Genomic DNA, 26661 nt, shown 5'->3' with positions numbered 1-26661 from the left:
AGGTATGAGAATTGAAAAAATCAACTGGCAAAAAGTGGACGGTTTACTTCCCGTGATCGCCCAAAACGCCCAAACCTGTGAAGTGTTGATGCTCGGCTATATGAACCAAGAGGCATTAGACAAAACATTAGTCGAGAAAAAAGTAACATTTTTCTCCCGCACCAAACAACGTTTATGGACGAAAGGGGAAACATCGGGGCATTTCTTAAATGTGGTGGATATGAGCTTGGATTGTGATAACGATACCTTGCTGATTTTAGCCGATCCGATTGGCGAAACCTGTCATACGGGGGCGGAAAGTTGTTTTCATCAATTTGAAGCTCAATCTGAAGGCGATTGGACGTGGTTTAGTAAATTAGAACGCACCCTTGCCGAGCGTAAAAACGCTGATCCTGAAAGTTCTTATACGGCAAAACTTTATGCGAAAGGCACGAAGAAAATCGCACAGAAAGTCGGTGAAGAAGGGGTTGAAACCGCACTGGCTGCGATGGCAAAAGATCCCGATGAATTAGTTAGCGAAGCGGCAGATTTGGTTTATCACTTAACAGTGTTGCTCCACAACGAAAATCTAGCGTGGCAAGATGTGATTGAAAAACTCAAAGAGCGTCATCAAGGGATCGGGCTGCATCCTGAAGGGTCGAATAAGTAAGTAAAAGGGGAGAACGCAATGTTCTCCTTTTATTTTTCTAAAATGCCCCAGAAAACAGATTTTAATGAGATTTTCTGTTAAAATAGCGAGTTTAATAAAGGCTATTTTCCAGATAAGAACTTTCTATGTTTCGCTTTGCTCAAGCCGATGATTTACCTCGTATTCTTGAAATTTACAATCAAGTTTGGGGCAAACTTCCTTAAGTGGCGGATATGGAAACGCATTTTGAAGATTTAGTAATCTTAAGATTGAAATAAGGCGTATGTGGCAACTAAAAGCATTTTCCGAACTTTCTGCCCAAGAACTTTTTGAAATTTACCAAGCTCGAGTAGCTGTTTTTGTCGTAGAACAAAATTGTGCTTATCAAGAGGTCGATGAAAAAGATCTGAAAGCCTTACACCTTTTTGCAAAAAATTCGCAAAAACTGACCGCTTACTGTCGGATTATTCCCGAACAAGACGGCGTGCATATCGGCAGGGTATTAGTTACAAAGGAAGCACGTGGAACAGGTTTAGCGAAAAAATTGATGATACAAGCACTTACTGTTTGCTGGCAACAATGGCAAAGTGAAAAGGTCTATGTGCAAGCCCAAGCCTATTTGCAAGATTTTTACCAATCGCTTGGGTTTAAACCGATTTCCGAAGTTTATTTGGAAGATGGGATACCGCATTTGGATATGATATTAAACAATGAATAATAAACTAAACCAAATCGAACACTTAAAAAATCAACTGGCTCAATATCGACCATTATCAACGGCTGAAGTACAACGCTTGCGAGAAGAGTTTATTATTGAGAGCAGTTATAATTCTAATGCGATTGAAGGTAATACAATCACATTGCGAGAAACAGTGCTGATTTTAAAAGAAGGTATTACCATTGCGGAAAAGCCAATTCGTGAACATTTGGATATTATCGGTTTTAAAGATGCCTTTAACTATATTTATGAATTAGTGGCAAATAATGAGCCATTAACTGAACGCGCGATTAAAGATATTCATTCTTTGGTATTAATGGGGAGTGCGGAAAATCGTGGCGTTTATCGCAAAATTCCTGTACGTATTTTAGGGGCTGAAAATGAGCCAACCGCACCTTATTTAATTGCGGAAGAAATGCAAAGATTAATTGAAAAATATCAGCAGAAATTGACCGCACTTCACCCGATTGAAGCCATTAGCTGGTTACATTTGGCGTTTGAGAGTATTCACCCTTTTATTGATGGTAACGGGCGAACTGGGCGATTGCTGATTAATTTTGAATTACTCAAACAAGGTTATTTGCCGATTGATATTAAATTTACGAACCGAGCAAAATACTATCAATGTTTTGATGATTTTCATAAAAATCAGCAAAGTGCGGTGGCTTTAACGGAATTAATTGCGGATTATGAAATTCAAGAGTTAGATCGGTATTTGAGAATTTTGGAGAAATACAATGACCAAAATCGAACAAATTAGAGAACAACAACGTCAACTGCAAATTCAGTTTAAAGCGTGGATGGATGATAAGAAAAAGCGTGAAGTGCTGACATTTATGCGACCAAATGGCAATATCGTTGAGCATTATCCTGATAACACTGAAAAAGTTATTAAATATGCAACAAAATAATTTAGCGATTTTTTACTGCGGTACAAACGGTGCAGGTAAAACAACTTTGCGTGGTTTTAATAAAGATACAGTACAAATCGTGATTGATTCTGACCATATTGCGATGGAACTTAATCCTGAAAATCCACGCTTAGCTGATGTTGAAGCAGGTAGAAAAGCGATTGAATTATTTAAATTTGCGACAAAAAATCAGATTTCATTTTCAATGGAATCAACTCTTTCAGGTAAATCCATTTTAAATCGAATAAAGCAAGTCAAAGAAAAAGGCTTTACTGTTCGATTAAATTATATCGGCGTAAATGATCCCGATATAAATGTGAGACGAGTAAAGGCCCGAGTGAGAGCGGGTGGTCATTTTATTGATGAAACAACTATCCGTAGCCGTTATGATATCAGTTTGCAAAATTTAACGAAAATCTTACCGCTTTGCGATGAAGTATTTATCTACGATAATTCAGGTGAAGTCCCAAATTTAATTTTTCATCTTAGTGAAAATGAATTAACGCAATGGGTTGATGAATTACCGAAGTGGTGTGAAGAAGTCAAAACAGCACTGTAAATTCCTAGCACGGCAAAGCCGTTAGATTAGTTATAATTCAGCATCGTTGGAGCTGGGTTCAGAAAAAGAGCCACAGAGTGGCTCACTCAGCCAAAGGCTGCTCGTAACCACGTACGGCTTGCTGTGCGTGGAAAAAGAGCGGTTGAATTTCTGCAAAATTTTGTAAATTAAAATGCTGGCGCTCGTCTTTGAACAGCACTAGCAGGGTTCCATTGGAGAAGTAAATATTTATTATGAAAGATATGATGAAACTACTAATCGGTAAGTATAAAGCAATTGGAATTATAGCTATATTACTACCATTTATATATTATTTTTTTGAAAAAATTTGGGGGAAGTATGAAATCTTATCAAATTTAATTTATGGAATATCGGCTTCTCTTTTTTCCTCTCTATTTATTCTTGTTAGTTTTAATAAAGAACTAGTAGATTTAATTAATAGTATGAACTCTGAATTTGAAAGACATATAGAAACTATAAAGAATGAATTAATTCCATTTAGAGATCAAATTATACAAACGGGGTTAATTGGAATCGTTAATACCAATAACATGAAGAGTTTAAATATTGATATAGTTAATTCTAGTAAACTTATCATAGCAATGAATGATGGAAAAAACTTTTTATCTAATAATTCAACTGAATTATCAGAAAGGTATAGTGATAAAAGTAAAAAAACAATTATTATTCTTTTTGATCCTGAAGCAGAATGTGAAAATGTCCTTTGTCGTCAAAATGGTAAAGATGTAGGAGTATATGCAACCAAAATAAAAGATGTTATTAAAGATTTAAAACGTAAGAAAGAAAATAGTGCTGACATTGAAATATATGTAACGGACGTTATGTTAAGAACACATACAGTTATAACTGACAATATTGCTGTATCTGGCACGTATAGAAACTCTCAAGGTAAAGATAATATTCCTCCTAGTTACATCTACAGTAATCAAGGAAAGGAATACAATTTTATACTAAATGATATTGAAAAAATAAAGAATTCAGCTAAAAAAGTTTAATAAACTTATCAAATAGAGAAAAACCAATGACCCAAAAATTCGAAATGGCAGATCGTTTCGACTCATCGGCAGTCGAACAAGCACTTTATAAACACTGGGAAGAACAAGGCTATTTTAAGCCGAATGAAAACCCGAATGTTCCAAGTTACTGTATCGCAATTCCACCGCCAAATGTGACGGGGAGTTTGCATATGGGGCACGCTTTCCAACAAACCTTAATGGATACTTTAATCCGTTTTAACCGTATGGAAGGTAATAACACCCTATGGCAAGCAGGGACTGACCACGCGGGGATTGCGACCCAAATGGTGGTGGAACGTAAAATTGCAGCGGAAGAAGGTAAAACCCGTCACGATTATGGGCGTGAGGCTTTCATCAATAAAATCTGGGATTGGAAAGCTTATTCAGGCGGTACAATCAGCCAGCAAATGCGCCGCTTAGGTAACTCAATCGATTGGGATCGTGAGCGTTTTACGATGGACGAAGGTTTGTCCAATGCGGTAAAAGAAGTGTTCGTACGTTTACACGAAGAAGGCTTGATTTATCGTGGTAAACGCTTGGTAAACTGGGATCCGAAATTACACACGGCGATTTCCGATCTTGAAGTGGAAAACAAAGAGAGCAAAGGCTCGCTGTGGCATTTCCGCTATCCATTAGCCAACGGTGCGAAAACGGCGGACGGTAAAGATTATTTGGTGGTGGCGACTACTCGTCCTGAAACGATGTTAGGCGATACTGCGGTGGCGGTTCACCCTGAAGATGAGCGTTACCAGTCTTTGATTGGCAAAACCGTGATCCTACCGCTTGCGAACCGTGAAATTCCGATTATTGCGGACGATTATGTAGATCGTGAGTTCGGTACAGGCGTGGTGAAAATTACTCCTGCCCACGACTTCAACGACTACGAAGTAGGCAAACGCCATCAGTTGCCAATGGTGAACGTGATGACCTTAAATGCGGACATTCGTGCTGAAGCGGAAATTATCGGCTCGGACGGTAAACCTTTGGAAAATTACACCGCACTTATTCCGGCGGATTATCAAGGTTTAGAGCGTTTTGCCGCTCGTAAGAAAATCGTGGCGGACTTTGAAGCCCTTGGCTTGTTAGACGAAATCAAACCGCACGACTTAAAAGTGCCTTACGGCGACCGTGGTGGTGTGCCGATTGAACCGATGCTGACAGACCAATGGTATGTGAGCGTGAAACCGCTTGCCGAAGTCGCAACTAAAGCAGTGGAAGACGGTGAAATTCAATTCGTGCCGAAACAGTATGAAAACCTTTATTTCTCTTGGATGCGTGATATTCAAGACTGGTGTATTTCTCGCCAATTATGGTGGGGACACCGTATCCCAGCGTGGTACGATGCGGAAGGTAACGTTTATGTGGCACGTGATGAAGCGGAAGTACGTACAAAATACAACTTACCGGCAGATTTAGCCTTAAAACAAGATGAAGACGTGTTGGATACTTGGTTCTCATCAGGCTTATGGACATTCTCAACCTTGGGCTGGCCGGAGCAAACGAAAGAACTCAAAATGTACCACCCGACCGATGTGTTAATCACAGGCTTTGACATCATCTTCTTCTGGGTGGCTCGTATGATTATGTTTACGATGCACTTCATCAAAGATGAAAACGGCAAACCGCAAGTGCCGTTCAAAACCGTGTATGTAACAGGTTTGATCCGTGATGAACAAGGGCAAAAAATGTCAAAATCAAAAGGGAACGTATTAGACCCGATTGATATGATTGACGGTATCAGCCTTGAAGATCTGCTTGAAAAACGTACGGGCAATATGATGCAACCGCAGTTGGCAGAAAAAATTGCCAAAGCGACCCGTAAAGAATTCGAGAACGGTATCGCTCCGCACGGTACTGACGCATTGCGTTTTACCTTAGCGGCATTAGCGAGCAACGGACGTGACATCAACTGGGATATGAAACGTTTAGAAGGCTACCGCAATTTCTGTAACAAATTATGGAATGCGAGCCGTTTCGTATTGACCAACGATAAATTAGACTTATCGGCAGGCGAAGTGGAATACAGCTTGGCGGATCGTTGGATCGAATCTAACTTCAACCGCACCGTAGGCGAGTTCCGTGATGCCTTAAGCCAATACCGTTTCGACTTGGCGGCAAATACCATTTACGAGTTCACTTGGAACCAATTCTGCGACTGGTACTTAGAACTCACCAAACCTGTGTTTGCTAACGGTACTGACGCACAAAAACGTGGTGCAAGCCAAACCCTCGTGCGTGTGTTGGAAAAACTATTACGTTTAGCGCACCCGATTATTCCGTTCATCACGGAAGAAATCTGGCAGAAAGTGAAAGGCTTTGCAGGGGTAGAAGGCGACACTATTATGTTACAACCTTTCCCGAAAGTAGAAGAAAGCCAAATTGACGAAGCGGCGGAAATGCAAATCAACTGGTTGAAAGAGGTGATTGTGGCGGTGCGTAACATTCGTGCCGAATGTAACATCGCCCCAAGTAAAGGCTTGGATTTCTTAGTGCGTAACCTGTCTGACGAACATTGCAAAATGTTAGCGGAAAATGACCGCTTGTTAAAAGCAATGGCGAAGTTAGACAGCGTACAAGTGCTTGCTCAAGGCGAAGAAGCGCCGCTTTCTGTGGCAAAATTGGTGGGTAATGCGGAAGTGTTAGTACCAATGGCAGGCTTTATCAACAAAGATGCCGAACTTGCTCGTTTAACCAAAGAGATCGAAAAACTTCAAGGCGAAGTTAAACGTATCGAAGGTAAACTCAGCAACGAAGCCTTTGTGGCAAAAGCCCCTGAACAAGTGATCGCTAAAGAGCGTGAAAAAATGCAAGAGTACCAAGACGGACTTGAGAAATTGCAAGCGCAGTATAAGGCGATTGAGGCGTTGTAGTAAGGAAAAGTTTTAGGGGCAAATGGAATAGTTTGCCCCTGTATCTATCAAGAAAAGACTATTTCTTCTTACACTGTGCCAAAATATCAAGCTCCGTGCGGTACTCTTTCAAACTTGTCATATCCATATCCATTAGGCTAAATACGGTATGAAAGAAGTTATCGTGCGAGTAAGGTTGTTCTGCATTTTTACGCAAACAGTCTAAATCGAACGGTTCATTTTTTGCCCATGCATTAGAGAACCCCATTATCATTGGGGTACACGATTATCTTTTAAGTTCGCTGATACGACATCAGCGATCATTCTATCATCTTCAACCAATAAAATTCGCATTGTTTAATCCTTTTTGAACCGCTAGCCGGTTTACAAGCGGTAAAATTAGCAGAAAATTAGCGTTTAAAATTTTTTGCAAAACAAAAACGGTACTTACCGAAGTCAGTACCGTTTTACCTTGGGGGTTATGTTATTAAGGATTATTTATTGTTTAATTTTGCATCTAACGATAATTTTCCTGCACCTGTTACTAATAAGATTAAGAATGCCATACAGTACATTACCGCTAATTCACCTTTATTTGTTAAAGGATCGAAAATGGTTTCTGCTGTCATATGCATAAAGAAGTAAGCGTATGCCATTTGACCTGCTAATAAGAACGCGGTTGGACGAGTGAATAAACCTAAAATAGTGAATAAACCGCCTACGATTTCAATAATACCGCCAACGCCGTAAATAGAGAAAAGTGGCACGCTACCGTTTCCACCAGTCATTGACATTGGAAATTCAAAGAATTTCGCTGTGCCGTGAAGTAAGAACATATAGCCGATAACAACACGGGCTAATAAAAGAATAACCGGGCTTAATTTTTCAATTGCTTGGTTCATTTTGTTAAATTCCTCGATAAAAAAGTAAAATAAATGTTACGGCGTGCATTATAATGAAAAATTCTCATTTGATAACCCTGCTATTCCTAAATAAACTCTTTAGCTTAACTTAATAATAAAGGTTATTTGATATGTACGATTTTAAATCAATGTCGATTTTTGTGATGGTTGTAGAACAAGGCTCTATGCAGGCAGCCGCTGAAAAATTACAGATGACGCCTTCTGCTGTTACGCAATCTTTACAAAAACTTGAGCAGCAACTCAAAATCAAATTATTAAATCGTACAACACGTAAACTCTCTTTAACTGAAGCCGGAGAGGTGTTTTATCAACATGTAAGGCAAATGCAAAAAAATGCAGAAAATGCGGTAAAGTGTGTGGAAGTACTACGTTCTGATCCTATTGGCTGGCTAAATATTTCTTGTCCTTCCGGCTTTATGGATTCCAAATTGCTTGATGTTTTAAAAGAAATTATCGAGAACCATTTGGGTTTTTCTCTCAATATTTCTTTTTCTGATAAGAATGTCGATCTCCTCGAAGAACAAGTTGATATTGCCTTAAGAGTGGGGACAGGTGCATTACACGACACGATGATTGCCCGTCATATTTATGATGTTCAATTTGCGATTCTCGGGCAAAAGGATTATTTGAGTAAGCAAAAACTCCCAGATTCACCAGAAGGGTTATCAACATTAGATTGGATTCACTTCTCGCCGTTAGCACCGAGCGAAATAGAATTATATCAACAAGATAAAAAAATTAAGGTGTTACCGAATTATCGGGTTAAAACAAATAGCTTGTTGGCAAGTCGGTGCTTAACGATGAAAGGGTTTGGCATTTCATTACAGCCTTTAGTGGATTTAGATAATGAACTGCATTCTAAGGAATTAGTGAAGCTTTTTCCTGAATGGCATTTGCCTTCAAGCCCGCTCTATCTGGTCACTTTACAGCGAATTCAGTCTGAAAAAGTGCGTATCGCTTGTGAGGCGATCACGCATTATTTTCAACAACTAAGCGCGCGCTAAAGTCCAAACCTGTACTTCTTTAACACCGGCTTTCTTTAATTCAAGGCAAATAGTATTTAAGGTTGAGCCGGTGGTTACCACATCATCAATAATTGCAATGCGTTGATAAAATTTACCCGCTTGTCGTTGAGGTTGGTAACGAAATGCACCTTTTAGATTTCGCCTTCTTTCTTTTGCGCTCAATTCTCGTTGCGGTGCGGTATGGCGAATTCGGCTTAAACTTTGAGTATCGAGTGGGATTTTCAACCAAGTGGAAAGGCATTTTGCAATCAATTCTGATTGATTATAGCCTCGTTGCCAATGTCGCTGCCAAAAAAGTGGTACAGGGATGATAACTTCAGGTAATTCCAGTTGATGTTCACGCTGTGCTTGTTTGACCGCCAGCAACAACAAACGGGCAAGCGCTTGATCTAACCAGTAGTGTTGCTGAAATTTAAAGCGCTGGATCCAATCTGCAAGCGGTGGTTTATACAAGGCAATTTGCACAATGCGTTGCCACTTGGGCTCATTTCTTAAGCACTCTCCGCAAGATAAACTATTCTCAGCGAGTGTCGCGCCACAATGTCCGCAATAGGGCGATATTGTGATCTCTTTAATACATTGGCTACAAAAGCCGTGTGAAGCGATCATTAGCGGTCGATCGCAATGAAAACAGCGAAAACGTAATATATTCATATTTTTTTCCTCTTTTGGGAAAAAGGTAACAGAAATTGCGTTTTCGTTTTGCGATCATGCCCGAAAAAAGGATTTTTTGATAAAAAAACGGCTAATCAAATGAATTTGATTAGCCGTCCTGTTTTTTATCTACTAATAATGTATTAAATTATTTTGGATTACCCACCGGTAATACTTCACGACCAAAGCTATCGTTGATGATATCCGCAGCCGCTAAGTAGAATGCTAATAATGCTGTTAATAAACCGAAGTTACCACCAATGTGTGTTAAAGTGTGGTTACCTGTAAAATCGCCGGCTGCTAATAAGTAGAACGTAATGGTTAAAGCAAGGAAAATCGCTTGTAATGCACGTGCTTTTGCTAATGTACCGATAAACATCATTAACGTAAACGTACCCCAAACTACTAAATACCAACCAACGAATTCAGGCGAAACAGTTGCACCGAAGAAGACTTTTAATAATGCGAATGACCACCAGAAAGCACCGTAGCTTGTAAATGCTGTGAAACCAAAAGTGTTACCTTTTGAGAATTCAAACATACCTGCGATCATTTGTGCTGTACCACCGAAAGCAAAGCCCATTGCAAGCACTAAGCCAACATTTTCGCCACCGAAAGTACCATTGTTGATTAAGCTAAGTAACCAAGTTGTTAATGCAAAACCACATAAGCCAAGTGGAGCAGGGTTTGCTGTTAAAGAATTATGATTTGACATTGAAGACCTCGTATAAATGTCGATTTAAAAACACCGGTATGATGTAGCAACTTCTACATCATATCGAATTTTACTTACCGCCTGTTTTTAACAGGTTCCAGTATTTTTCATAAATTTCTACCGCAGAACCCACATCTGCTTGCAGAACGCCTTTTTCAATTTCCGCTTTAGGTGGGAAAATCAAAGGATCATTTACCGTTTCTGCCGGTAGCAACGCTTTCACACCTTCATTTGGCATTGAAAAGCCCATCGTTTCGATCACTTCCTTCGCACTTTCAGGACGAAGCAAGAAATCAATAAATTTATGTGCCGCTTCTTTATTTACCGCACCTTTCGGGATCACGTAGTTATCCATCCATAACACCGCACCCTCTTTCGGGAAAATAAATTGTAAATCTTTATTTTCATTTTTCGCACGATAAGCCGAACCCGACCACTGCATACCTACCGATACTTCGCCTTGTAAATAAGGCATTTCAGGCGAATCCGAGTTAAACACTAACACGTTTGGAATAAGTTTTTTCAAACGCTCATAAGCAGATTTAATCTCTTGCTCATTTTCACTATTTGGCGATTTACCATCTAATAAAAGCGCAATATGGAAAACTTCACGAGAGTCGTTCATCAACAATAATTTGCCTTTGTATTCCTCACGCCATAAATCGCCCCAACTTGAAAGTGAGCTTGGATCGATTTCTGAAGCATTTACCCCAATACCCGTTAAACCGTAAACATAAGGTAACGAGTATTTATTTTCAGGGTCGAACGGTTTTGCCATCAATTCCAACGACACATTTTTTAAATTTGTCAGTTTAGATTTATCTAATTCCGCTAACATACCTTCTTTTGCCATCTTGCCCACATAGTAGCTTGACGGAAAAACAATATCGTAGCCTTTTGAATTTGATAATTTTAACTTAGAGTACATCTCTTCATTACTTTCGAAGGTGGAATAAATCACTTCGATGCCCGTTTCTTTGGTAAAACGCTCTAATAAAGAAGAAGGAACATATTCTGTCCAGTTATACACATAAAGTTTTTCAGCGGCATGAACTGCCATTGCTGAGAATGCAACAGCAATTGCTGTGAATTTCGCCAACATTTTATTCAATTTTTTATCCCCATAAGATAAATAAGGTAAAAAAGACAACGAGAGGAATTACCCCTCGCCCAAAAAGCGTGCGATTATAGCGATTTCATGTTTATTTTTCTAGAAGAAAAATGAATTTTTAGTGAGATGCAGAAATTTTGTGAAAATGGCTAGTAAGAAATGAATATACTGATCCTAAAAAATGGGGATGCAGTAATTACACAAAAATAATTTAGATCCCCCCCCTCTGCGCAACCTTTTTTATTTATAACCACCGAAGAATGTAATCACTTTCTCCAGATCTTCTTGCTTTTTAATACGAATAAAAAGACGGCGATTATTTTTCAGATCTACCACTAACACATTTTGCTCGGCTAAATTAATTTGCGCAATCTGTTCATATAAAAAATAGAAATTGCCAAAGAAAAAGCCCTGTTCTTTTAATAGTAAGCGAGGGTAACGAATGAACGCCGAATAGACTGCTAAGACAATACAACCGCATAATAAGAATACAGTAAGAGGTTCAATGCCTGTTTGCACGCCCTGCACGATAATTAACACAATTAGGGCAATTAAAATCCCGGTGTCTAAACTTGCTTGTCGAATTAACGGCACACTTAGTCGGGTTTCGCCGTTTCGTCTGTCCATAATGAGCTGATCATAGAGAATATAGAGCAAGCTCAAACCAATAGCTAAAATCAGAAGTATATTTGTCATTTGTAAAATGTTCTTAAAAAAAGACCGCTTGTATTCTAGCACAAGCGGTCTGATTTATCGGATTTTTTGCAAATTATGCAAGAATACCTGTCCACGCACCGAAAATACCGATAACGAAGAAGCCGATGATAATCCAAAGCGCATTCACACGGTTACGTAATAACCACATACAAGCAAAGGTTAAGAGTAACGGTAATAAACCCGGCATTAAGCTATCTAAGATAGATTGAACAGTAGTGATCTCCGTTGTGCCGTCTTGTTTTTGAATGGTAGAAACCACAAGTGGTACATTAATGCTTGTCCATTTTTGAACCAAGGCCCCCATAATAAACAAGCCAAGAATTGATGCACCTTCAGTTAATTTTTGCAATAAACCGCCACTCATATCTTGAACCACATTTAAGCCTTTTTTATAGCCGTAAACAACGCCATAGTAACGGGTTGCTAAACGCACAAGGTTAAATAAGACGAAGAAAAGTAGTGGACCTAATAAGCTACCTGTTAAGGCAACGCCTGCACCTAAGGCTGCGAATACTGGACGTGCTGTTCCCCAATAAATCGGGTCGCCCACACCGGCAAGAGGCCCCATCAAACCCACTTTGATCCCGTTGATTGCCGCATCATCGATAGGTTTACCATTCGCACGCTCTTCTTCCATTGCGATAGTTACCCCTAATACAGGAGCCGCTACGAATGGTTGAGTATTGAAGAACTCAAGGTGACGTTTGATCGCATCTTTACGCTCTTGTGAGTTTGGATCGGGATATAAACGTTTGATGACCGGCACCATTGAGTAGGCAAAACCTAACGCTTGCATACGCTCGAAGTTCCAAGAACCTTGGAAGAGATTAGAACGGCGTACCACCGCATTTAAATCGCTCTGTGTTACTTTTTTGATTTCAGTTGTCATAGTCTTACTTCCTTAGTCTAATCTGTTGTCAAGGTCGTTGTTTGTTGCTTGCACTTGCACCACTTGTTTACTTTGGTTGTATTTCGGGTGAAGTTGGATATAAATAATCGCTGTGATAGTACCTAAAACCCCTAATGCAACAAGGTTGAAATCAGTAAATGCTGCAATTACGAAACCCGCATAGAAGAATGGCATTAAGTGACCTGCACGCATCATATTGATCACCATCGCATAACCTACAACCGCAATAAAGCCACCGGCAATCTTAAGACCTGTTGTTACAACTGGTGGAATGGCTGCTAACATAGATTGAACACTATCCGTACCTGCTGTCATCGCAACGATTAACGCTGGGATTGCAATACGCATTGCTTGAAGTAATAACGCTGAACGGTGGATCCAATCCAGTTTATTTAAGTCGCCAGTTTCAACGGCTTTATCCGCTGCGTGTTGGAAACCAACTGTAATCGCACGTACAACATAAGTTAAAACTTGACCTGCCGCTGCAAGAGGAATAGCGAGTGCAATCGCTGTCGGAATATCTTGTCCGCCTACGATAACCAAGATGGTTGAAACCACTGACGCCAATGCTGCATCTGGTGCTAATGCTGCACCAATGTTCATCCAACCTAACGCTAATAATTCTAATGAACCACCAACAATGATCCCCGTTTTCATATCGCCTAATACGATACCGATTAAGGTACAAGCGATTAACGGACGGTGAGTTTGCCACTCATCAAGGATTGATCCCATACCTGAAATACAGGCAACAAGGAATACTAAGATTATTTGTAATGTAGAAATTTCCATAATAATTTCCTTAGATTAAGTTATTTTTCTTGAGTAAATCCATCATATATTGACGGCTATCATTCGATACTTTACGCACATCAAGCTCAATACCCTTCGCATCTAATACTTTAAATGCTTCGATATCTTTATCATCAACAGCAACGGCGCTGGTAATCATTTTCTTACCGTCTTTATATGCCATACCACCGATATTGATCGATTTGAACTCAACGCCGGCTTCCATTAAACGAACCACATCTGTCGGGTTAGTGAAAAGTAACATCATACGTTCGTTCGCATATTCAGGATTGTTGTAAACACGGATCATTTTATCCACAGGTACAACGTGAGCCGTTACTCCCGGAGGTGCTACACTTTTCAGCATAGTCGAACGCACACTATCTTTTGCTACATCATCGTTCACTACCACAATACGGCTAACACGGCTCTCTTTCGTCCAGCGAGTCGCCACTTGACCGTGAATTAAGCGGTCATCAATACGGGCTAAACCAATCACTAAGTTACCTTCTTGATTTTTTTGTGCCACTTGAGGCTGAGCCGGCGCCGCTGTTTGAGCCGAAGGTGCCGGTGTAGCCGCCTCTTTTGGTTGATGATTTAACGAACGAATACCTGTTGAACCGGCTTCAAGCGCAACTTCAACTAACTCTTCTAGCGTTTCAACATCATCACGCGCCATACAAGTATTTACTAACATTGGAATGTTGACACCTGCCACCACGTCCATATTAGCTTTGCCCTCTTGGAAACGGTTTGCCGCATTAAACGGACTGCCGCCCCACATATCAACTAAGAAAAGGACTTGCTCACACTGAGAAAGAGGCCCTTCAACTAAGGCTTGATATTTACCCATAATGGTTTCTGCATTTTCACCCGGGACAAAGTCAATGTATGCCACATTTTCTTGTTCCCCGATTAACATCTCGGTAGTTCCGAGAAGCTCTTTTGCAGCGACACCGTGGGTTGCTATGATAATAGCAATGCTCATAGGTTGCTCCTTATATGAGAATTTAAAAATCGGTTAATTTTTTATAAAGTAAAAAAATTGTTCGGATTGGATTTTAAAGAAAGAGGATTTTTCGGCAATCAGATTTATTTGAAAATGTGATCTATCTCTCACTTTCTTCTGATTAAATGATTATTTTTCAAGCTTATTTTTTTTATGAGAGAAAATAATTAGCAAGAAACAGCTGAAAATTGACCGCTTGTTGAATAATGCTCCCTCGTTTATAGAGGGAGCGAAGGTTGAAGGAGAAGTTAAATCATTCTTGAAATGCTACGCAATACCGAAATTTTCTACCACCACGTAACCCAAAAGAAATAAGAGAGGCAACCTAAAATAGCCACGGTTGCTAGGTTTAGAATTAAACCCACTTTTACCATTTCAGACTGTTTGATATAACCGGTTGCAAACACAATCGCATTTGGCGGTGTCGCAATTGGCAACATAAAGGCACAGCTTGCACCACAAGCAATAATTGCTGCCAGTGAAATTGGCGGTAAACCAAGCGAATTTGCTACCGAAATAAAGATCGGCATCATTAAAGCGGCACTTGCGGTATTTGAGGTAAATTCGGTTAAGAACACAATAAATGCAGCTAAGACGCAGGTCATCACCAACCAATGTTGGTTACCGATATTGCTTACAATTAAATCCGCAAGAAGTTTACTTGCGCCGGTATCTTTTAACACAATCCCAAGCACCAAGCCACCACCGAATAACATCAACACGCCCCATTCAACACGTTCCTGAATTTCAGCCCAAGTTGCCGTGTTTGAAATACACAGAGCGACAACCGCAACCATTGCGATAACAGCATCAAAACTCTTAATTGATGAGCTTAGTCCTAATGTTGAACGCACAATTGGCTCAATAACCGAGCCAGCAGTTAAACAAATCGCAGTAATCACAAAGATAACTAATGTTGTAATACGTTTGCCATTTAACGGAATTTGTTCCACTGTTGCCTCAAAAGGAACATCAAATTTGGGGCGTAAGACAACAAGCAACGAAAAAATCATTGCAATCATTAACAAAATGGTTACCGGCATTCCATAAGGCAGCCATTCAGAAAAAGAAACCTTAATTTGTGAAGCTAAAATTGCATTAGGGGCAGAGCCAACTAAAGTACCAATACCGCCAATACTTGAGCTAAAAGCCACACCGAGTAACACAAATACATATAAACGGCGGTTCTCTTTTAAATCCACTTTATGCAGAATACCAAGGGTTAGCGGTAGCATCATCGCAGCGATCGCGGTGTTGTTAATAAAAAGAGAAAGTAATGCAGTAACGGCAAAAAGATAAATAATCGTCAGTTTTAAATTCCCTTTTGCCAACCGGATCACGTGGCTGGCAATCCATAAATCTAATTTTTGCAGATTAAGTACAGCGGCAATCACAAAGCCACCGAAGAACATAAAGATGATAGGTTCAGAGAAAGGAGCGAAAGCCGCTTTCGTGTTCAATACATTTAAGCCGATCGCAAATACCGGCACCATCAATGATGTTACTGTGATATTGAAGGCTTCCGTTAGCCATAAAATCCCCACAAACACTAATAAAGCTAACCCTTTATTTTCTTCTGGTGAAAATGGCAACCCTTTCAGCAAGGCAAAAAAGAGCAATAGATCGAGAGCGAGAATGACCAAGCCTCTCTTTGGATTTTTAGTAGTGCTTGACATAATATCTTCCTGTTGTGTTGAAATTTTGAACTTGTTTTATGCAATTTTTATCGCAATCGTTTGCGTTATACTATGCTTTTTTAGATAATGCAATAGATAAAAATCGGCTTTTTTATATCAATTTGTAAAATGATTGTTAAAAATGCAACAAAAAATAAACTTTTAAATCATTCAAGCGGTCTGATTTAGAAAATGTTTTACAATTTAAGCGAATTATTTTATTTAATAAAAAAATTAAATAATAATTTGATCTACATTCGCAAAATCTAACTATAAAGTGATATACTTTACCCGTTTATATTTTTAACTTTGACAAAAAAGAGGGCTTATTATGTCTGTAATTAAAATGGCTGACCTTGACTTAGCGGGCAAACGTCTATTTATCCGTGCTGACTTAAATGTACCGGTAAAAGATGGCAAAGTAACTTCTGATGCACGTATCCGTGCAACGATCCCAACATTAAAATTAGCACTTCAAAAAGGTGCTAAAGTAATGGTTACTTCTCACTTAGGTCGTCCGACTGAAGGTGTATTCGAAGAAGCAAACTCTTTACAACCTGTGGTTGATTACTTAAATGCTTCAGATTTAGGCGTGCCAGTACGTTTAGTACGTGATTACTTAGATGGCGTTGATGTAAAAGACGGCGAAATCGTGGTTCTTGAAAACGTACGTATCAACAAAGGCGAAAAGAAAAACGATCCTGAGTTAGCGAAAAAATATGCAGCACTTTGTGATGTATTCGTGATGGACGCATTTGGTACAGCTCACCGTGCTGAAGGTTCAACCTACGGCGTAGCAGAATTCGCACCGGTTGCTTGTGCCGGCCCATTACTTGCAGCAGAATTAGATGCTTTAGGTAAAGCATTAAAAGAACCACAACGCCCAATGTTAGCAATCGTGGGAGGTTCAAAAGTTTCAACTAAATTAACTGTATTAGATAGCCTTTCAAAAATCGCTGACCAATTAATCGTAGGTGGCGGTATCGCAAATACTTTCATTGCAGCAGAAGGCAACAATGTAGGTAAATCTTTATACGAAGCAGATTTAATCCCAGAAGCACAACGTTTATCAAAAGCAACAAACATTCCTGTGCCGGTTGATGTACGTGTAGGTTTAGAGTTCTCTGAAACAGCTGCGGCAACACAAAAAGCGGTAAACGAAGTATCAGCAGATGAGTCAATCCTCGATATCGGCGATAAATCAGCAGAAGAATTAGCAGCAATTATCCGCAGCGCAAAAACTATCCTTTGGAATGGTCCTGTAGGCGTATTTGAATTCCCTAACTTCCGTAAAGGTACAGAAGTGGTTGCTCAAGCTATCGTTGATGCAACAGCTAACGGTGCATTCTCTATCGCAGGCGGCGGTGACACATTAGCCGCAATCGATATGTTTGGTATCGCAGATAAAATCTCTTACATCTCAACAGGTGGCGGTGCATTCTTAGAGTTCGTAGAAGGCAAAGTATTACCTGCAGTTGAAATTTTAGAGAAACGTGCAAACGGTTAATTTCTAATAGCCTAGGGCTTACGCCCTAGGTTACGCATAGTTCAGTCCCTCTGGGGCTGCTAAAGAAAAATTCTTAAACATTACATTTAAAGGAAACACTAAAATGGCATTATTAGACATTGTAAAACCAGGTGTAGTAACAGGCGATGACGTTCAAAAAGTTTTCGCTTACGCAAAAGCAAACAACTTTGCAATCCCTGCAGTAAACTGTGTAGGTTCTGACTCTGTAAACGCAGTATTAGAAACCGCAGCACGTGTAAAAGCACCTGTTATCGTACAATTCTCAAACGGTGGTGCACAATTCTACGCAGGTAAAGGTATTAAGCCAACAAGCGGTGCTCGTGCAGACGTTCTTGGTGCTATCGCAGGTGCAAAACACGTTCACGCATTAGCGGAAGAATACGGTGTGCCAGTAATTCTTCACACTGACCACGCGGCGAAAAAATTATTACCTTGGATCGATGGCTTATTAGAAGCGGGCGAAAAACACTTCGCAGAAACAGGTAAACCATTATTCTCTTCTCACATGATCGACTTATCAGAAGAGCCAATGGAAGAAAACATGGCTATCTGCCGTGAATACTTAGCTCGTATGGACAAAATGGGTATGACGCTTGAAATCGAAATCGGTATTACCGGTGGTGAAGAAGATGGCGTAGATAACTCAGATGTTGAAGAGTCTAAATTATATACTCAACCAGAAGACGTTTTATATGTTTACGACCAATTAAACCCAGTAAGCCCACGTTTCACTGTTGCTGCAGCATTCGGTAACGTACACGGTGTTTACAAACCAGGTAACGTAAAATTAAAACCATCTATCTTAGGTGCATCACAAGAGTTCGTTTCTAAAGAACGTAACCTTCCTGCAAAATCAATCGATTTCGTATTCCACGGTGGTTCAGGTTCTTCTCGTGAAGAAATCCGCGAAGCAATCAGCTACGGTGCAATCAAAATGAACATCGACACAGATACACAATGGGCATCTTGGGACGGTATCTTAAACTTCTACAAAGCGAACGAAGCATACTTACAAGGTCAATTAGGTAACCCTGAAGGTCCGGATTCTCCAAACAAAAAATACTACGATCCACGTGTTTGGTTACGTAAAATGGAAGAATCAATGTCTAAACGTTTAGAGCAATCTTTCGAAGACTTAAACTGCGTAAACGTATTATAATTTGTAAACTTTTCGCAAAATCAGACCGCTTGCAAAAGCGGTCTTTCCATTTTTTCGATATTATGTAACAGTAAGACAAGTATTAAATTTCGTAGGGGCGGGGTTTATCCCCGCCCGAATATTAATAATTGTTTACGGGCGGGGATAAACCCCGCCCCTACTACACGACGTAAATGTTCTTAAAAGAAGAAGGGATTAAATGGCGCTCCTTGAAATTCAGCAATTAAATAAACGTTTTACTGATCAAATTGGTTTATTTCGTAAACAAGATTTTTACGCCGTCCGCAACATCTCTTTCTCACTCAATAAGCGAGAAACCCTCGCGATCTTGGGCGCAAATGGTTCGGGCAAATCCACATTAGCAAAAATGATCATCGGGCTAACTGAACCTACTTCGGGTCAAATTTTATATCGTAATAAACCACTGTCATTTGGCGACTACCAATATCGAGCAAAACATATTCGCATGGTTTTCCAAGATCCTAATGATGCCTTCGATCCCAATTATAATATCGGGCAGATTCTTGATGCGCCATTAAAGTCTCTCACGACACTCTCGGAAGAAGAACGTAATCAACGGATTTTTCGAACCCTCAAATGGGTGGGGCTATATAAAGAACACGTATTAACGCCCATTCAATCGGCTTCGAGTAGCCAAAAACAACGTGTCGCACTAGCGCGTGCTTTAATTCTTGAACCAGAGATTTTGATTATTGACGATACCTCAAGCTCCCTTGATTTCTCAGTAAAAACGCAGATGATCAATTTAATGCTGGAACTGCAACAGCGCTTAGGTTTATCTTTTATCTATATTGGGCAACATCTTGGCTTAATTAAACATATCAGCGATAAATTATTAGTGATGGATCAAGGTGAAACGATTGAATATGGCGCTACGAAAGAGATTTTACTTAATCCGCAAAATCCAATAACTGAACGTTTAATCGAAAGCCATTTTGGCAAAAAATTAACCGAAACTTCTTGGCTAGATTAAAGGAAATATATGCATAATGATTTCAAACGAGGAATAAAAGATGCCCTGCCCGTGATGCTGGGCTTTGTTCCCTTTGCCCTCGTGCTTGGCGCACAAGCGGCACAAAAAGGAATGCAATATTATGAATTAGGTATGATGACCGGGCTGAATTTTGCCGGAGGTTCAGAATTTACAGCAATCAGCTTATGGACAGATCCGGTAAATATTAGCTTAATTGTGATGATGTCTGTGCTAGTCAATTGCCGTCACTTGATTATGGGGGCAACCCTTTCTCTCTATATGAAACATATTAGCCGTCTTAAATCACTCGGCTTACTCTTTTTTATGTGTGATGAAGTCTGGGCGATGTCATTAGCGGATACTCAAAAGCACAAGCAGCAGCAAATCAATGTGAAATACTATATGAGCGTATCTATTAGCCTCTATTTGATGTGGCTCATTTTTACCACCTTGGGGGCTTATTTAGGCCCGATTTTAGGCGATATTGAACAATACGGCTTTGATATGGCATTTACCGCTGTTTTTATGGTTATGCTTAAAGGAATGTGGAAAACCTTTGATGCCGCCCGCCCTTGGTTTGTGAGTTTAATTGTCGCCGGTGGTGTTTATCATACTGTTGATGGCGCTTGGTATGTCGCAGCCGGTGCTATTTCGGGCGTATTATCAGCTTATTTTTGGAGTAGAAGATAATGGAATGGAATGTCTTTTTTGCCATTATTCTCATGGCATTTAGTACCTACTTAACCCGTATTGTCGGCTTTCTTATCTTAAGAAACCGTAAACTAAGCCCAACCACAGAAAAAGTAATGGAAGCCGTCCCAGGCTGTGTGCTGATTTCTGTCATCGCACCGGTCATTTTATCCGGCAACCTTGCGGATACACTCGCTGTGATTATTACCTTTTTCGCTATGATGAAATTCTCACTTTTTCCCACGGTAGTTATTTCAATTGCCGCAACTGGATTATTACGTATGCTTTTTTAAACTGACAAGCGGTTAAATTGTCTTTCTCATTTGCAAATAAAAAACAAAATTCGACCGCTTATCATCCATCAAAGATAGGAAAACATTATGCAACTCAAAGATGTTATCGAACAACGTAAAACGATTAAACGTTTTGACCCTACCGTCAAAATTCCCCGTAAAGAACTGGAAGAGATTTTTACCCTTGCACTAAAAGCGCCTTCAAAAGCTAACCTTCAGCCGTGGCGATTTGTGGTAGTCGATGATGAAGCACAAAAAAGCAGACTGCTTGGCTCTGTGGCTCACAATGTTCCGCCTTGTGAAACGGCACCGGTTTTAGTTTTAGTATTAGCGGATTTAGCTTACGAAAAACTACTCGGCGATATTCTAGATTTTTCCGTGGAAAAAGGCTGTTTGGGCGCCGGGTTCCGCCAAAATGCCTTTAATTTTTTACTTAGCGTACATCAAGCAGCTTTGCCGGCAGAAATTCGTGACCAAGTGCTGATTGATACCAGTTTAGCTGCTATGCAATTAATGCTTGCCATCAAAGATAAAGGCTACGATAGCCACGCTATTGGTATTTTCAATCGCCAAGCTGTCCTTGAATTATTAGAAGTCGATGCTGAACGCTATGCACCGGTAATGTTACTTGCCGTGGGCAAATCAGCTACCGATCCCGTCCCAAGTGTGCGTTTACCGCTGGAATATATGCTCTCTTGGAATAATGGGAAAGGGTTTAAAAAATAGCTCTTAAAAACATATACTCTTTATTACATTTCTTCTGCTTGTAAAAAAGCTCGCTTAGTTGTTACCATTGAATATGCGATTGATTAGCGAGTATTGATAAACAAAAAAGAGGAGTAACAACTCCTCTTTTCATTTCAACCTATCTACGCCAAATAATTTCACACTCAATTTTCACGCTTTGCGCTGTTTGATATTGCAAGATCTCATTGATAAGCCTGAATGTTTGTTGAGCAATCATATCGTGATCCTGCTTAATAGAATGAATGTGGAAAGGCAACGCATCTAACAAATGATGATCGTCAAAGGTGGCCAAATGTAACTCTTTCGTCACCAGCTTACCCATCAATTTATGTTCGGTCAAATAACGCAAAACGCCTTCTAAAAGGGTGTAAGAGGCGGTAAAAATCGCATCAGGCAAATACCCTAATTTTTCAACTACGTCTGCCAACATTTGATAACCGGATTCAGGTTGGTAATCTTTATGCAAAATCCAACCGCTTTCTGCTTTTAAATGCGCTTGTTCTAGCCCGATTTGAAATCCCTTCAAACGATTTTGGCTAGGCGATAGCGACAATTGCCCACCGAGGTAGTAAAAAGATTTTAATTCATAAGCTCGTACAATGTTTTCAACCAATTCCGCAATGCTCTCAGTATCCCGACTGGTAATGGACGGAATAGCTAAATCGGGAATGTATCGGTCTAATTGCAAGACCGGCGTATGTTTTAAGATCGCCTGATAATAATCTGGATCTTGATGCGTTGGCGCCGTAATCAATAAATCGACTTGGCGATTTAACAAGCTCTCAATCGCATTTTTTTCTTGGGTAGGATTGTCATCTGAACACGCGATTAACAAATGTAGCCCATTTTCTCGGCAGAGTTTTTCTAAGGTTTTAGCTGTTTGGGCAAAACCGTAGTTAGTCAAATCCGGAATAACTAAGCCAATCACATTCGTTCGCTGTGCTTGTAAGGCTTTAGCATACACATTAGCTCGATAGCCATATTGCTCAGCAACCTCACGGACTTTACGGCTCGTTTCCGCTTTGATACGAAAATCCTCTTCCTTATTGTTTAAGATAATGCTGGCAGTGGTTTTCGAAACCCCTGCCAATTTGGCAATATCATTTAGCGTCAATCTTTTTTGTTGCGTTAATTTCACAACCTTACCCTTTATTTTTCCTTAAAATTGAATGGCTTGAACCTGTGCGATTTGAGCGTCCACTGCTCGAGAACTGGTTACTTGATTTTCACGTTGTGCAATAAAGAAACGTGAGGTCATCACTTTCTCGCCACCGTTAATAAAAATTTCCACAATTGAGCGGTCAAAGTATATCTCAATGTCATCAAGGCGATCCACTTTCACGTGACGCACCGCATCAAATTTTTCCATTAGATCCGTTTGCGTAGTTTGAGAACGATCTAGGCTTAACACACCATTTTCATAGCGTAAAGCAAGATGCTGCCCTTCTTTATTGCGGAAGAATGTTAATTCAAGCGGTTGATTTTCAACATTGATTTGCAAATAACTTGTATCTAAATTTGCAATTTCGCCCGACAATTTTACCGCTTGTTTCTCGCCTAATTTCACGATAGGGCGTTGCGTAATTTTACCGTTTTCTAACACTAATTGACGTGGCATTGTTAGCGTAGAATGCCATTTGTATTTGTCTGTTGGATAAGTTAAATCCGGCAAACCAATCCAACCAAATAAAATACGATCGCTGTTTTGTACCGTTTGCGGTGCATAAAAATCAAAGCCGTAATCTAACTCTTCAATATGCTCCGCATTGAGTTGATTACCTTCAAGTTTACCCAATGCATAAGTCGCGTGATAGTTATTTTGGAATTGGTACTGCTCACGTAATTTCCCTTGTGGCGACCACACAAAAACATCTTTACCACCTAATTGGAAAAGATCAGGGCATTCCCACATAAACACATGACTGTTATCAAAATCTTTAACCGCCAATTCTGACACTAAACGAGGCGTGTCATTTAAATTATCCATTTCATAAATTAAACAGGTGCCCGTTAAATTTTCACGTTGCGCCCCTAATACAAAACGGATTTTACCCTCTGTAGTAATGTAAGGTTTTGGGTCACGCACGTGTTCGGTGTAACCTTTCGGTGCTTGATCGATAATACAGCGTTTTTCTAACAATTTGCCCGATTTATCAAAAATCGCAATGTTTTGATGTGGCACACGTTCATTATCTGACGGGCGGCGTGTATTGCCGGTATAAAATGCAACAATTTTGTCTTCCCATAAAATCGCACCGCCGGAGTAGCAACCGTGCGACTCAAACATTTCATCAGGAATAAGCAAATCGCCTTTTGTGAAAGTTTGAAAATCAGTGGTAATAAAATGCTCCCAATGCTTCATACCGTGCATCGCATCATAAGGAAACCATTGAGCAAAAACGTGATATTTCTCGCCATCAAAAATCAAACCGTTTGGATCGTTAAACAACCCTGTTTTTGGCGCTAAGTGGTAAGTGGGATAGAAATCGTGATCAGAAAGTACCGTTTGACGAATTTGGTTTAATTCATCAGGGGATTGTGCGTGAAGGCTTTTGTATTTGCCGTTGTTAAAAATGTGCATAATAAATTCTCAAAAAACTTCGTTTATAAATAAGGTACGTATTAACGCACCTTAGACGGATGACAAACCCTAAATAACATTGTTGTAGGGTGGGTCTTGACCCACCATATAGCCGTAACATATTGATTTTATTGGTGGGTTAAAACCCACCCTACAATATTCTAAATCCCCTTGATTGTTCGGGGCGAAAAATATTTCGCCCCTACAAAATTAGAGAATTTTATACGTAACCCAGTACGGCTCTGCCGTGCTGGGATATTAAGGTACATATATCCTTAATTCGCTAAAAATGCTTCTAATTGCGCCTTGTTTGGAAGCGCAGCCATTGCACCTTTTGCCGTTGTAGCTAAAGCACCTGAAGCGTTTGCTTTGCGGATCACTTCAACTAATGTGGCTTCTTCTTTCCAGTCTGACACTTGCGATAAACCGGCTAATAATCCACTTACAAAAGCATCGCCTGCACCTGTGGTATCTACCGGTTTTAACGCTTTGCCTTTTACCACTTGGCTCTTACCGTTTAAGTGATAAATTGCCCCATCTTTCCCTAAGGTAATGATGATCAATTTTTCCGGATATTGTGCAGTAATTACCTTCGTTGCTTCTTCTAAATTGGTCGTATTCGTTAAAAGCGTTAATTCTTCTTCAGAGAATTTCAGAATATCTGCCATTGCGATTACGCTGTTTACAACTTCTTTCATCTCATCTAAGCTTGCCCAAAGTGACTCACGTAAATTAGGATCGAAAGAAAAGAAACCGCCAACTTCTTTAATCCGGCGAATTGCCTCAATAGTCGTTGAGCGAGAAGGGTTGTTGATTAACGCAATAGAACAACAATGTAAAAAATCGCCTTGATGGAAAGTCGGTAAATCGCCAACTTCTAAGAACTGATCGGCACTTGGATTAACCATAAACGTAAAGCTACGTTCGCCATCATCTAAGCCGACAATCACCGTTGAGGTACGTTGTTGTGGATCTAAAATCATATTATCGGTGGAAACCTTTTCCGCTTGAAGCGTTTGTTGCATAAATTTACCCAGCGGATCATTACCCACTCGACCAATAAATCCTGCCTCACAACCTAAGCGAGAAACCCCCACCGCCACGTTTGCCGGTGCACCACCTGCGCATTTTAAATAGTGATTTTCTCCATCTGGAATTAAATCAACAACGGCATCGCCTGTTACCCAAATTTTACTCATAAAATCATTCTCTTTAATAACAAAAAAATACTGAAACGGATCTTAGCTAAAACGGTTTAGGTTTGCAAATTCAACTTAAAATTTGCAAACTTTTTTTGAAAAAATACCGCTTGTTCATTTAAAGCATTATAATCTAAAACGTTTATCGATTATACAAAGGTCTTTACTATGAAAAAAACGTTTTTCCTCCTAGGGTTTCTCTCATCATCTGCTTTTGCGATCCCCGTTGCAGAATTAGTCCCTGCCGCTCAGCTGCCTACTATTGAAGCAGAATTAACGACGGCTCCCAATGTGCCAAAACCACTTGAGCGCACCACACCGGCAAAAGTCGTTGTCAAACTTGAAAGCCTTGAGAAAATCATGCCTATTGATAAAGGCGTTCAATTTAAATATTGGACGTTTAATGGCTCAACGCCTGCACCTTTTATTCGGGTACGTGAGGGCGATATGGTGGAAGTACAACTCTCAAACCCTATCAATGGCAAGATGGAACACGCTATTGATTTCCACTCTGCTGCCGCACCGGATGGGGGAGCCGAAGCCAGTTTGACCGCACCTGGGAAAAGCACCACATTTGCTTTCCGAGTGATGACACCCGGACTGTATGTCTATCACTGCGGTGCCGCTCCGGTTGGCGTACATCTCGGTAAAGGCATGTTTGGTTTAATGTTAGTCGAGCCCAAAGAAGGTTTACCGAAAGTCGATAAAGAATTCTACATTATGCAGAATGAATTTTATGTAAAAGATGGTGCTAATCCTAACCTTAAAGTCTTTGATATGATGAAAGCCGATTATGAACTGCCTGATTATGTGGTGTTTAACGGCAAAGTCGGCGCTTTAACCGAACAAAATGCGCTAAAAGCCAGAGTGGGGGAAAATGTCCGCTTCTTTGTCGGGAATGCCGGCCCCAATAAAATATCTTCGTTCCATCTTATCGGTCGCACTTTTGATACCGTTTATGTTGAAGGTGGTACACTACAAAATCATAATGTACAGACTACACTTATTCCTGCTGGCGGTACTACAATCGTTGAAATGGAAATGCAAGTACCGGGGAAATATACATTTTTAGATCACAGTCTATTTCGCGCAGAAAAAGGCGCTAAAGGTCAATTAATTGTTGAAGGAGAAGGCAATCCGGAAATTTACCAAGGTAAAATCAAAGAGGAACGCTTTGATAAACGCAATCCTGATGCAGATGTGAATGCTGGGTTTACGCATTAAGTTTAGTATTAA

Annotated in this window: 28 protein-coding genes; 15 read left to right on the top strand and 13 right to left on the bottom strand. The window is 40.1% G+C overall.

The features are described from left to right. Nucleotides 1-4 precede the first annotated feature (4 nt). From hisIE to AM305_RS08755, 7 genes are all read left to right on the top strand, one after another. Nucleotides 5-649, top strand: coding sequence for a bifunctional phosphoribosyl-AMP cyclohydrolase/phosphoribosyl-ATP diphosphatase HisIE (hisIE, locus tag AM305_RS08780; protein WP_005825101.1), 645 nt, complete (start codon nucleotides 5-7; stop codon nucleotides 647-649). Nucleotides 650-911: 262 nt separating this feature from the next. After that, on the top strand, nucleotides 912-1346 hold the full coding sequence (locus AM305_RS08775) for a GNAT family N-acetyltransferase (RefSeq protein WP_005825099.1): 435 nt from the start codon (nucleotides 912-914) through the stop codon (nucleotides 1344-1346). Next, nucleotides 1339-2106, top strand: a complete 768-nt coding sequence (locus tag AM305_RS08770; protein ID WP_005825097.1) for a Fic family protein — start codon at nucleotides 1339-1341, stop codon at nucleotides 2104-2106. The genes AM305_RS08775 and AM305_RS08770 overlap by 8 nt, the downstream gene beginning before the upstream one ends. Further along, the gene (locus tag AM305_RS12560) at nucleotides 2084-2257 is read left to right on the top strand and encodes a hypothetical protein (RefSeq protein ID WP_005825095.1); all 174 of its coding nucleotides are present in this window, start codon (nucleotides 2084-2086) and stop codon (nucleotides 2255-2257) included. Before AM305_RS08770 ends, AM305_RS12560 begins: the two co-directional genes overlap by 23 nt. Beyond that, entirely contained in the window at nucleotides 2244-2816 is a 573-nt protein-coding gene (locus AM305_RS08765) for an ATPase (protein WP_005825093.1), read from the top strand. The genes AM305_RS12560 and AM305_RS08765 overlap by 14 nt, the downstream gene beginning before the upstream one ends. 233 nt (nucleotides 2817-3049) lie before the next feature. Next, the gene (locus AM305_RS08760) at nucleotides 3050-3832 is read left to right on the top strand and encodes a hypothetical protein (RefSeq protein WP_005825089.1); all 783 of its coding nucleotides are present in this window, start codon (nucleotides 3050-3052) and stop codon (nucleotides 3830-3832) included. Nucleotides 3833-3858: 26 nt separating this feature from the next. Beyond that, nucleotides 3859-6723: a valine--tRNA ligase gene (locus tag AM305_RS08755; protein ID WP_005825087.1), complete on the top strand. Its 2865-nt coding sequence runs from the start codon at nucleotides 3859-3861 to the stop codon at nucleotides 6721-6723. Nucleotides 6724-6781: 58 nt separating this feature from the next. Here AM305_RS08755 and AM305_RS08750 read toward each other — a convergent pair whose 3' ends face one another. Beyond that, entirely contained in the window at nucleotides 6782-6970 is a 189-nt protein-coding gene (locus AM305_RS08750) for a hypothetical protein (RefSeq protein WP_193594290.1), read from the bottom strand. 226 nt (nucleotides 6971-7196) lie between these two features. Next, nucleotides 7197-7604 carry a DoxX family protein gene (locus tag AM305_RS08745; protein WP_005825084.1) on the bottom strand — a complete coding sequence of 136 codons (408 nt, stop codon included), beginning with the start codon at nucleotides 7602-7604 and terminating at the stop codon, nucleotides 7197-7199. A gap of 131 nt (nucleotides 7605-7735) precedes the next feature. Between AM305_RS08745 and AM305_RS08740 the strand changes: the two genes are divergently transcribed. Then, on the top strand, nucleotides 7736-8629 hold the full coding sequence (locus tag AM305_RS08740; protein WP_005825082.1) for a LysR family transcriptional regulator: 894 nt from the start codon (nucleotides 7736-7738) through the stop codon (nucleotides 8627-8629). Here the strand turns inward: AM305_RS08740 and AM305_RS08735 are convergent. From AM305_RS08735 to AM305_RS08700, 8 genes are all read right to left on the bottom strand, one after another. Next, nucleotides 8615-9304: a ComF family protein gene (locus AM305_RS08735; RefSeq protein ID WP_005825081.1), complete on the bottom strand. Its 690-nt coding sequence runs from the start codon at nucleotides 9302-9304 to the stop codon at nucleotides 8615-8617. The two genes, AM305_RS08740 and AM305_RS08735, sit on opposite strands and share 15 nt — an antisense overlap. A 148-nt stretch (nucleotides 9305-9452) precedes the next feature. Further along, nucleotides 9453-10019 carry an acetate uptake transporter gene (locus AM305_RS08730; RefSeq protein WP_005825079.1) on the bottom strand — a complete coding sequence of 189 codons (567 nt, stop codon included), beginning with the start codon at nucleotides 10017-10019 and terminating at the stop codon, nucleotides 9453-9455. 70 nt (nucleotides 10020-10089) lie between these two features. Then, a complete protein-coding gene (locus AM305_RS08725; RefSeq protein ID WP_050771539.1) occupies nucleotides 10090-11121 on the bottom strand; it encodes an extracellular solute-binding protein in 1032 nt (343 codons plus the stop codon). Between the two features lie 249 nt (nucleotides 11122-11370). Next, nucleotides 11371-11826, bottom strand: a complete 456-nt coding sequence (locus AM305_RS08720) for a DUF986 family protein (RefSeq protein WP_005825075.1) — start codon at nucleotides 11824-11826, stop codon at nucleotides 11371-11373. Between the two features lie 73 nt (nucleotides 11827-11899). Beyond that, nucleotides 11900-12736, bottom strand: coding sequence for a PTS mannose transporter subunit IID (locus tag AM305_RS08715; RefSeq protein ID WP_005825073.1), 837 nt, complete (start codon nucleotides 12734-12736; stop codon nucleotides 11900-11902). A 12-nt stretch (nucleotides 12737-12748) separates the two neighbouring features. Further along, nucleotides 12749-13549, bottom strand: coding sequence for a PTS mannose/fructose/sorbose transporter subunit IIC (locus AM305_RS08710; RefSeq protein WP_005825071.1), 801 nt, complete (start codon nucleotides 13547-13549; stop codon nucleotides 12749-12751). A gap of 10 nt (nucleotides 13550-13559) precedes the next feature. Beyond that, the gene (gene manX / locus AM305_RS08705) at nucleotides 13560-14537 is read right to left on the bottom strand and encodes a PTS mannose transporter subunit IIAB (RefSeq protein ID WP_005825070.1); all 978 of its coding nucleotides are present in this window, start codon (nucleotides 14535-14537) and stop codon (nucleotides 13560-13562) included. A 308-nt stretch (nucleotides 14538-14845) separates the two neighbouring features. Continuing rightward, nucleotides 14846-16234 (bottom strand): SLC13 family permease, encoded by a 1389-nt coding sequence (locus AM305_RS08700; RefSeq protein ID WP_005825068.1) that lies wholly within the window; start codon nucleotides 16232-16234, stop codon nucleotides 14846-14848. 331 nt (nucleotides 16235-16565) lie between these two features. Between AM305_RS08700 and AM305_RS08695 the strand changes: the two genes are divergently transcribed. From AM305_RS08695 to AM305_RS08670, 6 genes are all read left to right on the top strand, one after another. After that, entirely contained in the window at nucleotides 16566-17741 is a 1176-nt protein-coding gene (locus AM305_RS08695; RefSeq protein ID WP_005825066.1) for a phosphoglycerate kinase, read from the top strand. A 103-nt stretch (nucleotides 17742-17844) separates the two neighbouring features. Further along, nucleotides 17845-18921: a class II fructose-bisphosphate aldolase gene (fbaA, locus tag AM305_RS08690; RefSeq protein ID WP_005821250.1), complete on the top strand. Its 1077-nt coding sequence runs from the start codon at nucleotides 17845-17847 to the stop codon at nucleotides 18919-18921. A 199-nt stretch (nucleotides 18922-19120) separates the two neighbouring features. Continuing rightward, nucleotides 19121-19915, top strand: a complete 795-nt coding sequence (locus AM305_RS08685; protein ID WP_005825064.1) for a peptide ABC transporter ATP-binding protein — start codon at nucleotides 19121-19123, stop codon at nucleotides 19913-19915. A 9-nt stretch (nucleotides 19916-19924) separates the two neighbouring features. Further along, on the top strand, nucleotides 19925-20605 hold the full coding sequence (locus AM305_RS08680) for an AzlC family ABC transporter permease (RefSeq protein ID WP_005825062.1): 681 nt from the start codon (nucleotides 19925-19927) through the stop codon (nucleotides 20603-20605). Beyond that, a complete protein-coding gene (locus tag AM305_RS08675; protein ID WP_005818425.1) occupies nucleotides 20605-20898 on the top strand; it encodes an AzlD family protein in 294 nt (97 codons plus the stop codon). Before AM305_RS08680 ends, AM305_RS08675 begins: the two co-directional genes overlap by 1 nt. Before the next feature lie 87 nt (nucleotides 20899-20985). Beyond that, nucleotides 20986-21624 carry a nitroreductase family protein gene (locus AM305_RS08670; protein ID WP_005825061.1) on the top strand — a complete coding sequence of 213 codons (639 nt, stop codon included), beginning with the start codon at nucleotides 20986-20988 and terminating at the stop codon, nucleotides 21622-21624. Nucleotides 21625-21763: 139 nt separating this feature from the next. Here the strand turns inward: AM305_RS08670 and AM305_RS08665 are convergent, their stop codons facing one another. The 3 genes from AM305_RS08665 to AM305_RS08655 all read right to left on the bottom strand — a co-directional run bounded on the left by AM305_RS08665 (nucleotide 21764) and on the right by AM305_RS08655 (nucleotide 25425). Further along, nucleotides 21764-22783 carry a LacI family DNA-binding transcriptional regulator gene (locus AM305_RS08665; protein ID WP_005825060.1) on the bottom strand — a complete coding sequence of 340 codons (1020 nt, stop codon included), beginning with the start codon at nucleotides 22781-22783 and terminating at the stop codon, nucleotides 21764-21766. Between the two features lie 21 nt (nucleotides 22784-22804). Beyond that, nucleotides 22805-24226 carry a glycoside hydrolase family 32 protein gene (locus tag AM305_RS08660; RefSeq protein ID WP_005825058.1) on the bottom strand — a complete coding sequence of 474 codons (1422 nt, stop codon included), beginning with the start codon at nucleotides 24224-24226 and terminating at the stop codon, nucleotides 22805-22807. A gap of 275 nt (nucleotides 24227-24501) precedes the next feature. Beyond that, entirely contained in the window at nucleotides 24502-25425 is a 924-nt protein-coding gene (locus AM305_RS08655; protein ID WP_005825056.1) for an aminoimidazole riboside kinase, read from the bottom strand. A gap of 168 nt (nucleotides 25426-25593) precedes the next feature. Between AM305_RS08655 and nirK the strand changes: the two genes are divergently transcribed. After that, nucleotides 25594-26649, top strand: coding sequence for a copper-containing nitrite reductase (nirK, locus tag AM305_RS08650; protein WP_005825054.1), 1056 nt, complete (start codon nucleotides 25594-25596; stop codon nucleotides 26647-26649). Nucleotides 26650-26661 lie beyond the last annotated feature (12 nt).

Origin of the sequence: Actinobacillus minor NM305, from assembly GCF_000175195.1 — a bacterium.
Classification (GTDB): domain Bacteria; phylum Pseudomonadota; class Gammaproteobacteria; order Enterobacterales; family Pasteurellaceae; genus Haemophilus_A; species Haemophilus_A minor.
Note: the sequence above shows the minus strand (reverse complement) of the source record. Positions and strands in the feature narration are given on the sequence as shown.

What these genes read in the sequence shown, in the direction of transcription:
- AM305_RS08680 (WP_005825062.1), top strand. Translation starts at nt 19,925, where the DNA reads ATGCATAATGATTTCAAACGAGGAATAAAAGATGCCCTGCCCGTGATG.
- AM305_RS08765 (WP_005825093.1), top strand. Translation starts at nt 2,244, where the DNA reads ATGCAACAAAATAATTTAGCGATTTTTTACTGCGGTACAAACGGTGCA.
- AM305_RS08760 (WP_005825089.1), top strand. Translation starts at nt 3,050, where the DNA reads ATGAAAGATATGATGAAACTACTAATCGGTAAGTATAAAGCAATTGGA.
- AM305_RS08770 (WP_005825097.1), top strand. Translation starts at nt 1,339, where the DNA reads ATGAATAATAAACTAAACCAAATCGAACACTTAAAAAATCAACTGGCT.
- AM305_RS08725 (WP_050771539.1), bottom strand. Translation starts at nt 11,121, where the DNA reads ATGTTGGCGAAATTCACAGCAATTGCTGTTGCATTCTCAGCAATGGCA.
- AM305_RS08655 (WP_005825056.1), bottom strand. Translation starts at nt 25,425, where the DNA reads ATGAGTAAAATTTGGGTAACAGGCGATGCCGTTGTTGATTTAATTCCA.
- nirK (WP_005825054.1), top strand. Translation starts at nt 25,594, where the DNA reads ATGAAAAAAACGTTTTTCCTCCTAGGGTTTCTCTCATCATCTGCTTTT.
- AM305_RS08660 (WP_005825058.1), bottom strand. Translation starts at nt 24,226, where the DNA reads ATGCACATTTTTAACAACGGCAAATACAAAAGCCTTCACGCACAATCC.
- AM305_RS08775 (WP_005825099.1), top strand. Translation starts at nt 912, where the DNA reads ATGTGGCAACTAAAAGCATTTTCCGAACTTTCTGCCCAAGAACTTTTT.
- AM305_RS08700 (WP_005825068.1), bottom strand. Translation starts at nt 16,234, where the DNA reads ATGTCAAGCACTACTAAAAATCCAAAGAGAGGCTTGGTCATTCTCGCT.
- AM305_RS08695 (WP_005825066.1), top strand. Translation starts at nt 16,566, where the DNA reads ATGTCTGTAATTAAAATGGCTGACCTTGACTTAGCGGGCAAACGTCTA.
- AM305_RS08750 (WP_193594290.1), bottom strand. Translation starts at nt 6,970, where the DNA reads ATGGGGTTCTCTAATGCATGGGCAAAAAATGAACCGTTCGATTTAGAC.
- AM305_RS08675 (WP_005818425.1), top strand. Translation starts at nt 20,605, where the DNA reads ATGGAATGGAATGTCTTTTTTGCCATTATTCTCATGGCATTTAGTACC.
- fbaA (WP_005821250.1), top strand. Translation starts at nt 17,845, where the DNA reads ATGGCATTATTAGACATTGTAAAACCAGGTGTAGTAACAGGCGATGAC.
- hisIE (WP_005825101.1), top strand. Translation starts at nt 5, where the DNA reads ATGAGAATTGAAAAAATCAACTGGCAAAAAGTGGACGGTTTACTTCCC.
- AM305_RS08710 (WP_005825071.1), bottom strand. Translation starts at nt 13,549, where the DNA reads ATGGAAATTTCTACATTACAAATAATCTTAGTATTCCTTGTTGCCTGT.
- AM305_RS08685 (WP_005825064.1), top strand. Translation starts at nt 19,121, where the DNA reads ATGGCGCTCCTTGAAATTCAGCAATTAAATAAACGTTTTACTGATCAA.
- AM305_RS08670 (WP_005825061.1), top strand. Translation starts at nt 20,986, where the DNA reads ATGCAACTCAAAGATGTTATCGAACAACGTAAAACGATTAAACGTTTT.
- AM305_RS08735 (WP_005825081.1), bottom strand. Translation starts at nt 9,304, where the DNA reads ATGAATATATTACGTTTTCGCTGTTTTCATTGCGATCGACCGCTAATG.
- AM305_RS08720 (WP_005825075.1), bottom strand. Translation starts at nt 11,826, where the DNA reads ATGACAAATATACTTCTGATTTTAGCTATTGGTTTGAGCTTGCTCTAT.
- AM305_RS12560 (WP_005825095.1), top strand. Translation starts at nt 2,084, where the DNA reads ATGACCAAAATCGAACAAATTAGAGAACAACAACGTCAACTGCAAATT.
- AM305_RS08730 (WP_005825079.1), bottom strand. Translation starts at nt 10,019, where the DNA reads ATGTCAAATCATAATTCTTTAACAGCAAACCCTGCTCCACTTGGCTTA.
- AM305_RS08755 (WP_005825087.1), top strand. Translation starts at nt 3,859, where the DNA reads ATGACCCAAAAATTCGAAATGGCAGATCGTTTCGACTCATCGGCAGTC.
- AM305_RS08745 (WP_005825084.1), bottom strand. Translation starts at nt 7,604, where the DNA reads ATGAACCAAGCAATTGAAAAATTAAGCCCGGTTATTCTTTTATTAGCC.
- AM305_RS08715 (WP_005825073.1), bottom strand. Translation starts at nt 12,736, where the DNA reads ATGACAACTGAAATCAAAAAAGTAACACAGAGCGATTTAAATGCGGTG.
- AM305_RS08740 (WP_005825082.1), top strand. Translation starts at nt 7,736, where the DNA reads ATGTACGATTTTAAATCAATGTCGATTTTTGTGATGGTTGTAGAACAA.
- manX (WP_005825070.1), bottom strand. Translation starts at nt 14,537, where the DNA reads ATGAGCATTGCTATTATCATAGCAACCCACGGTGTCGCTGCAAAAGAG.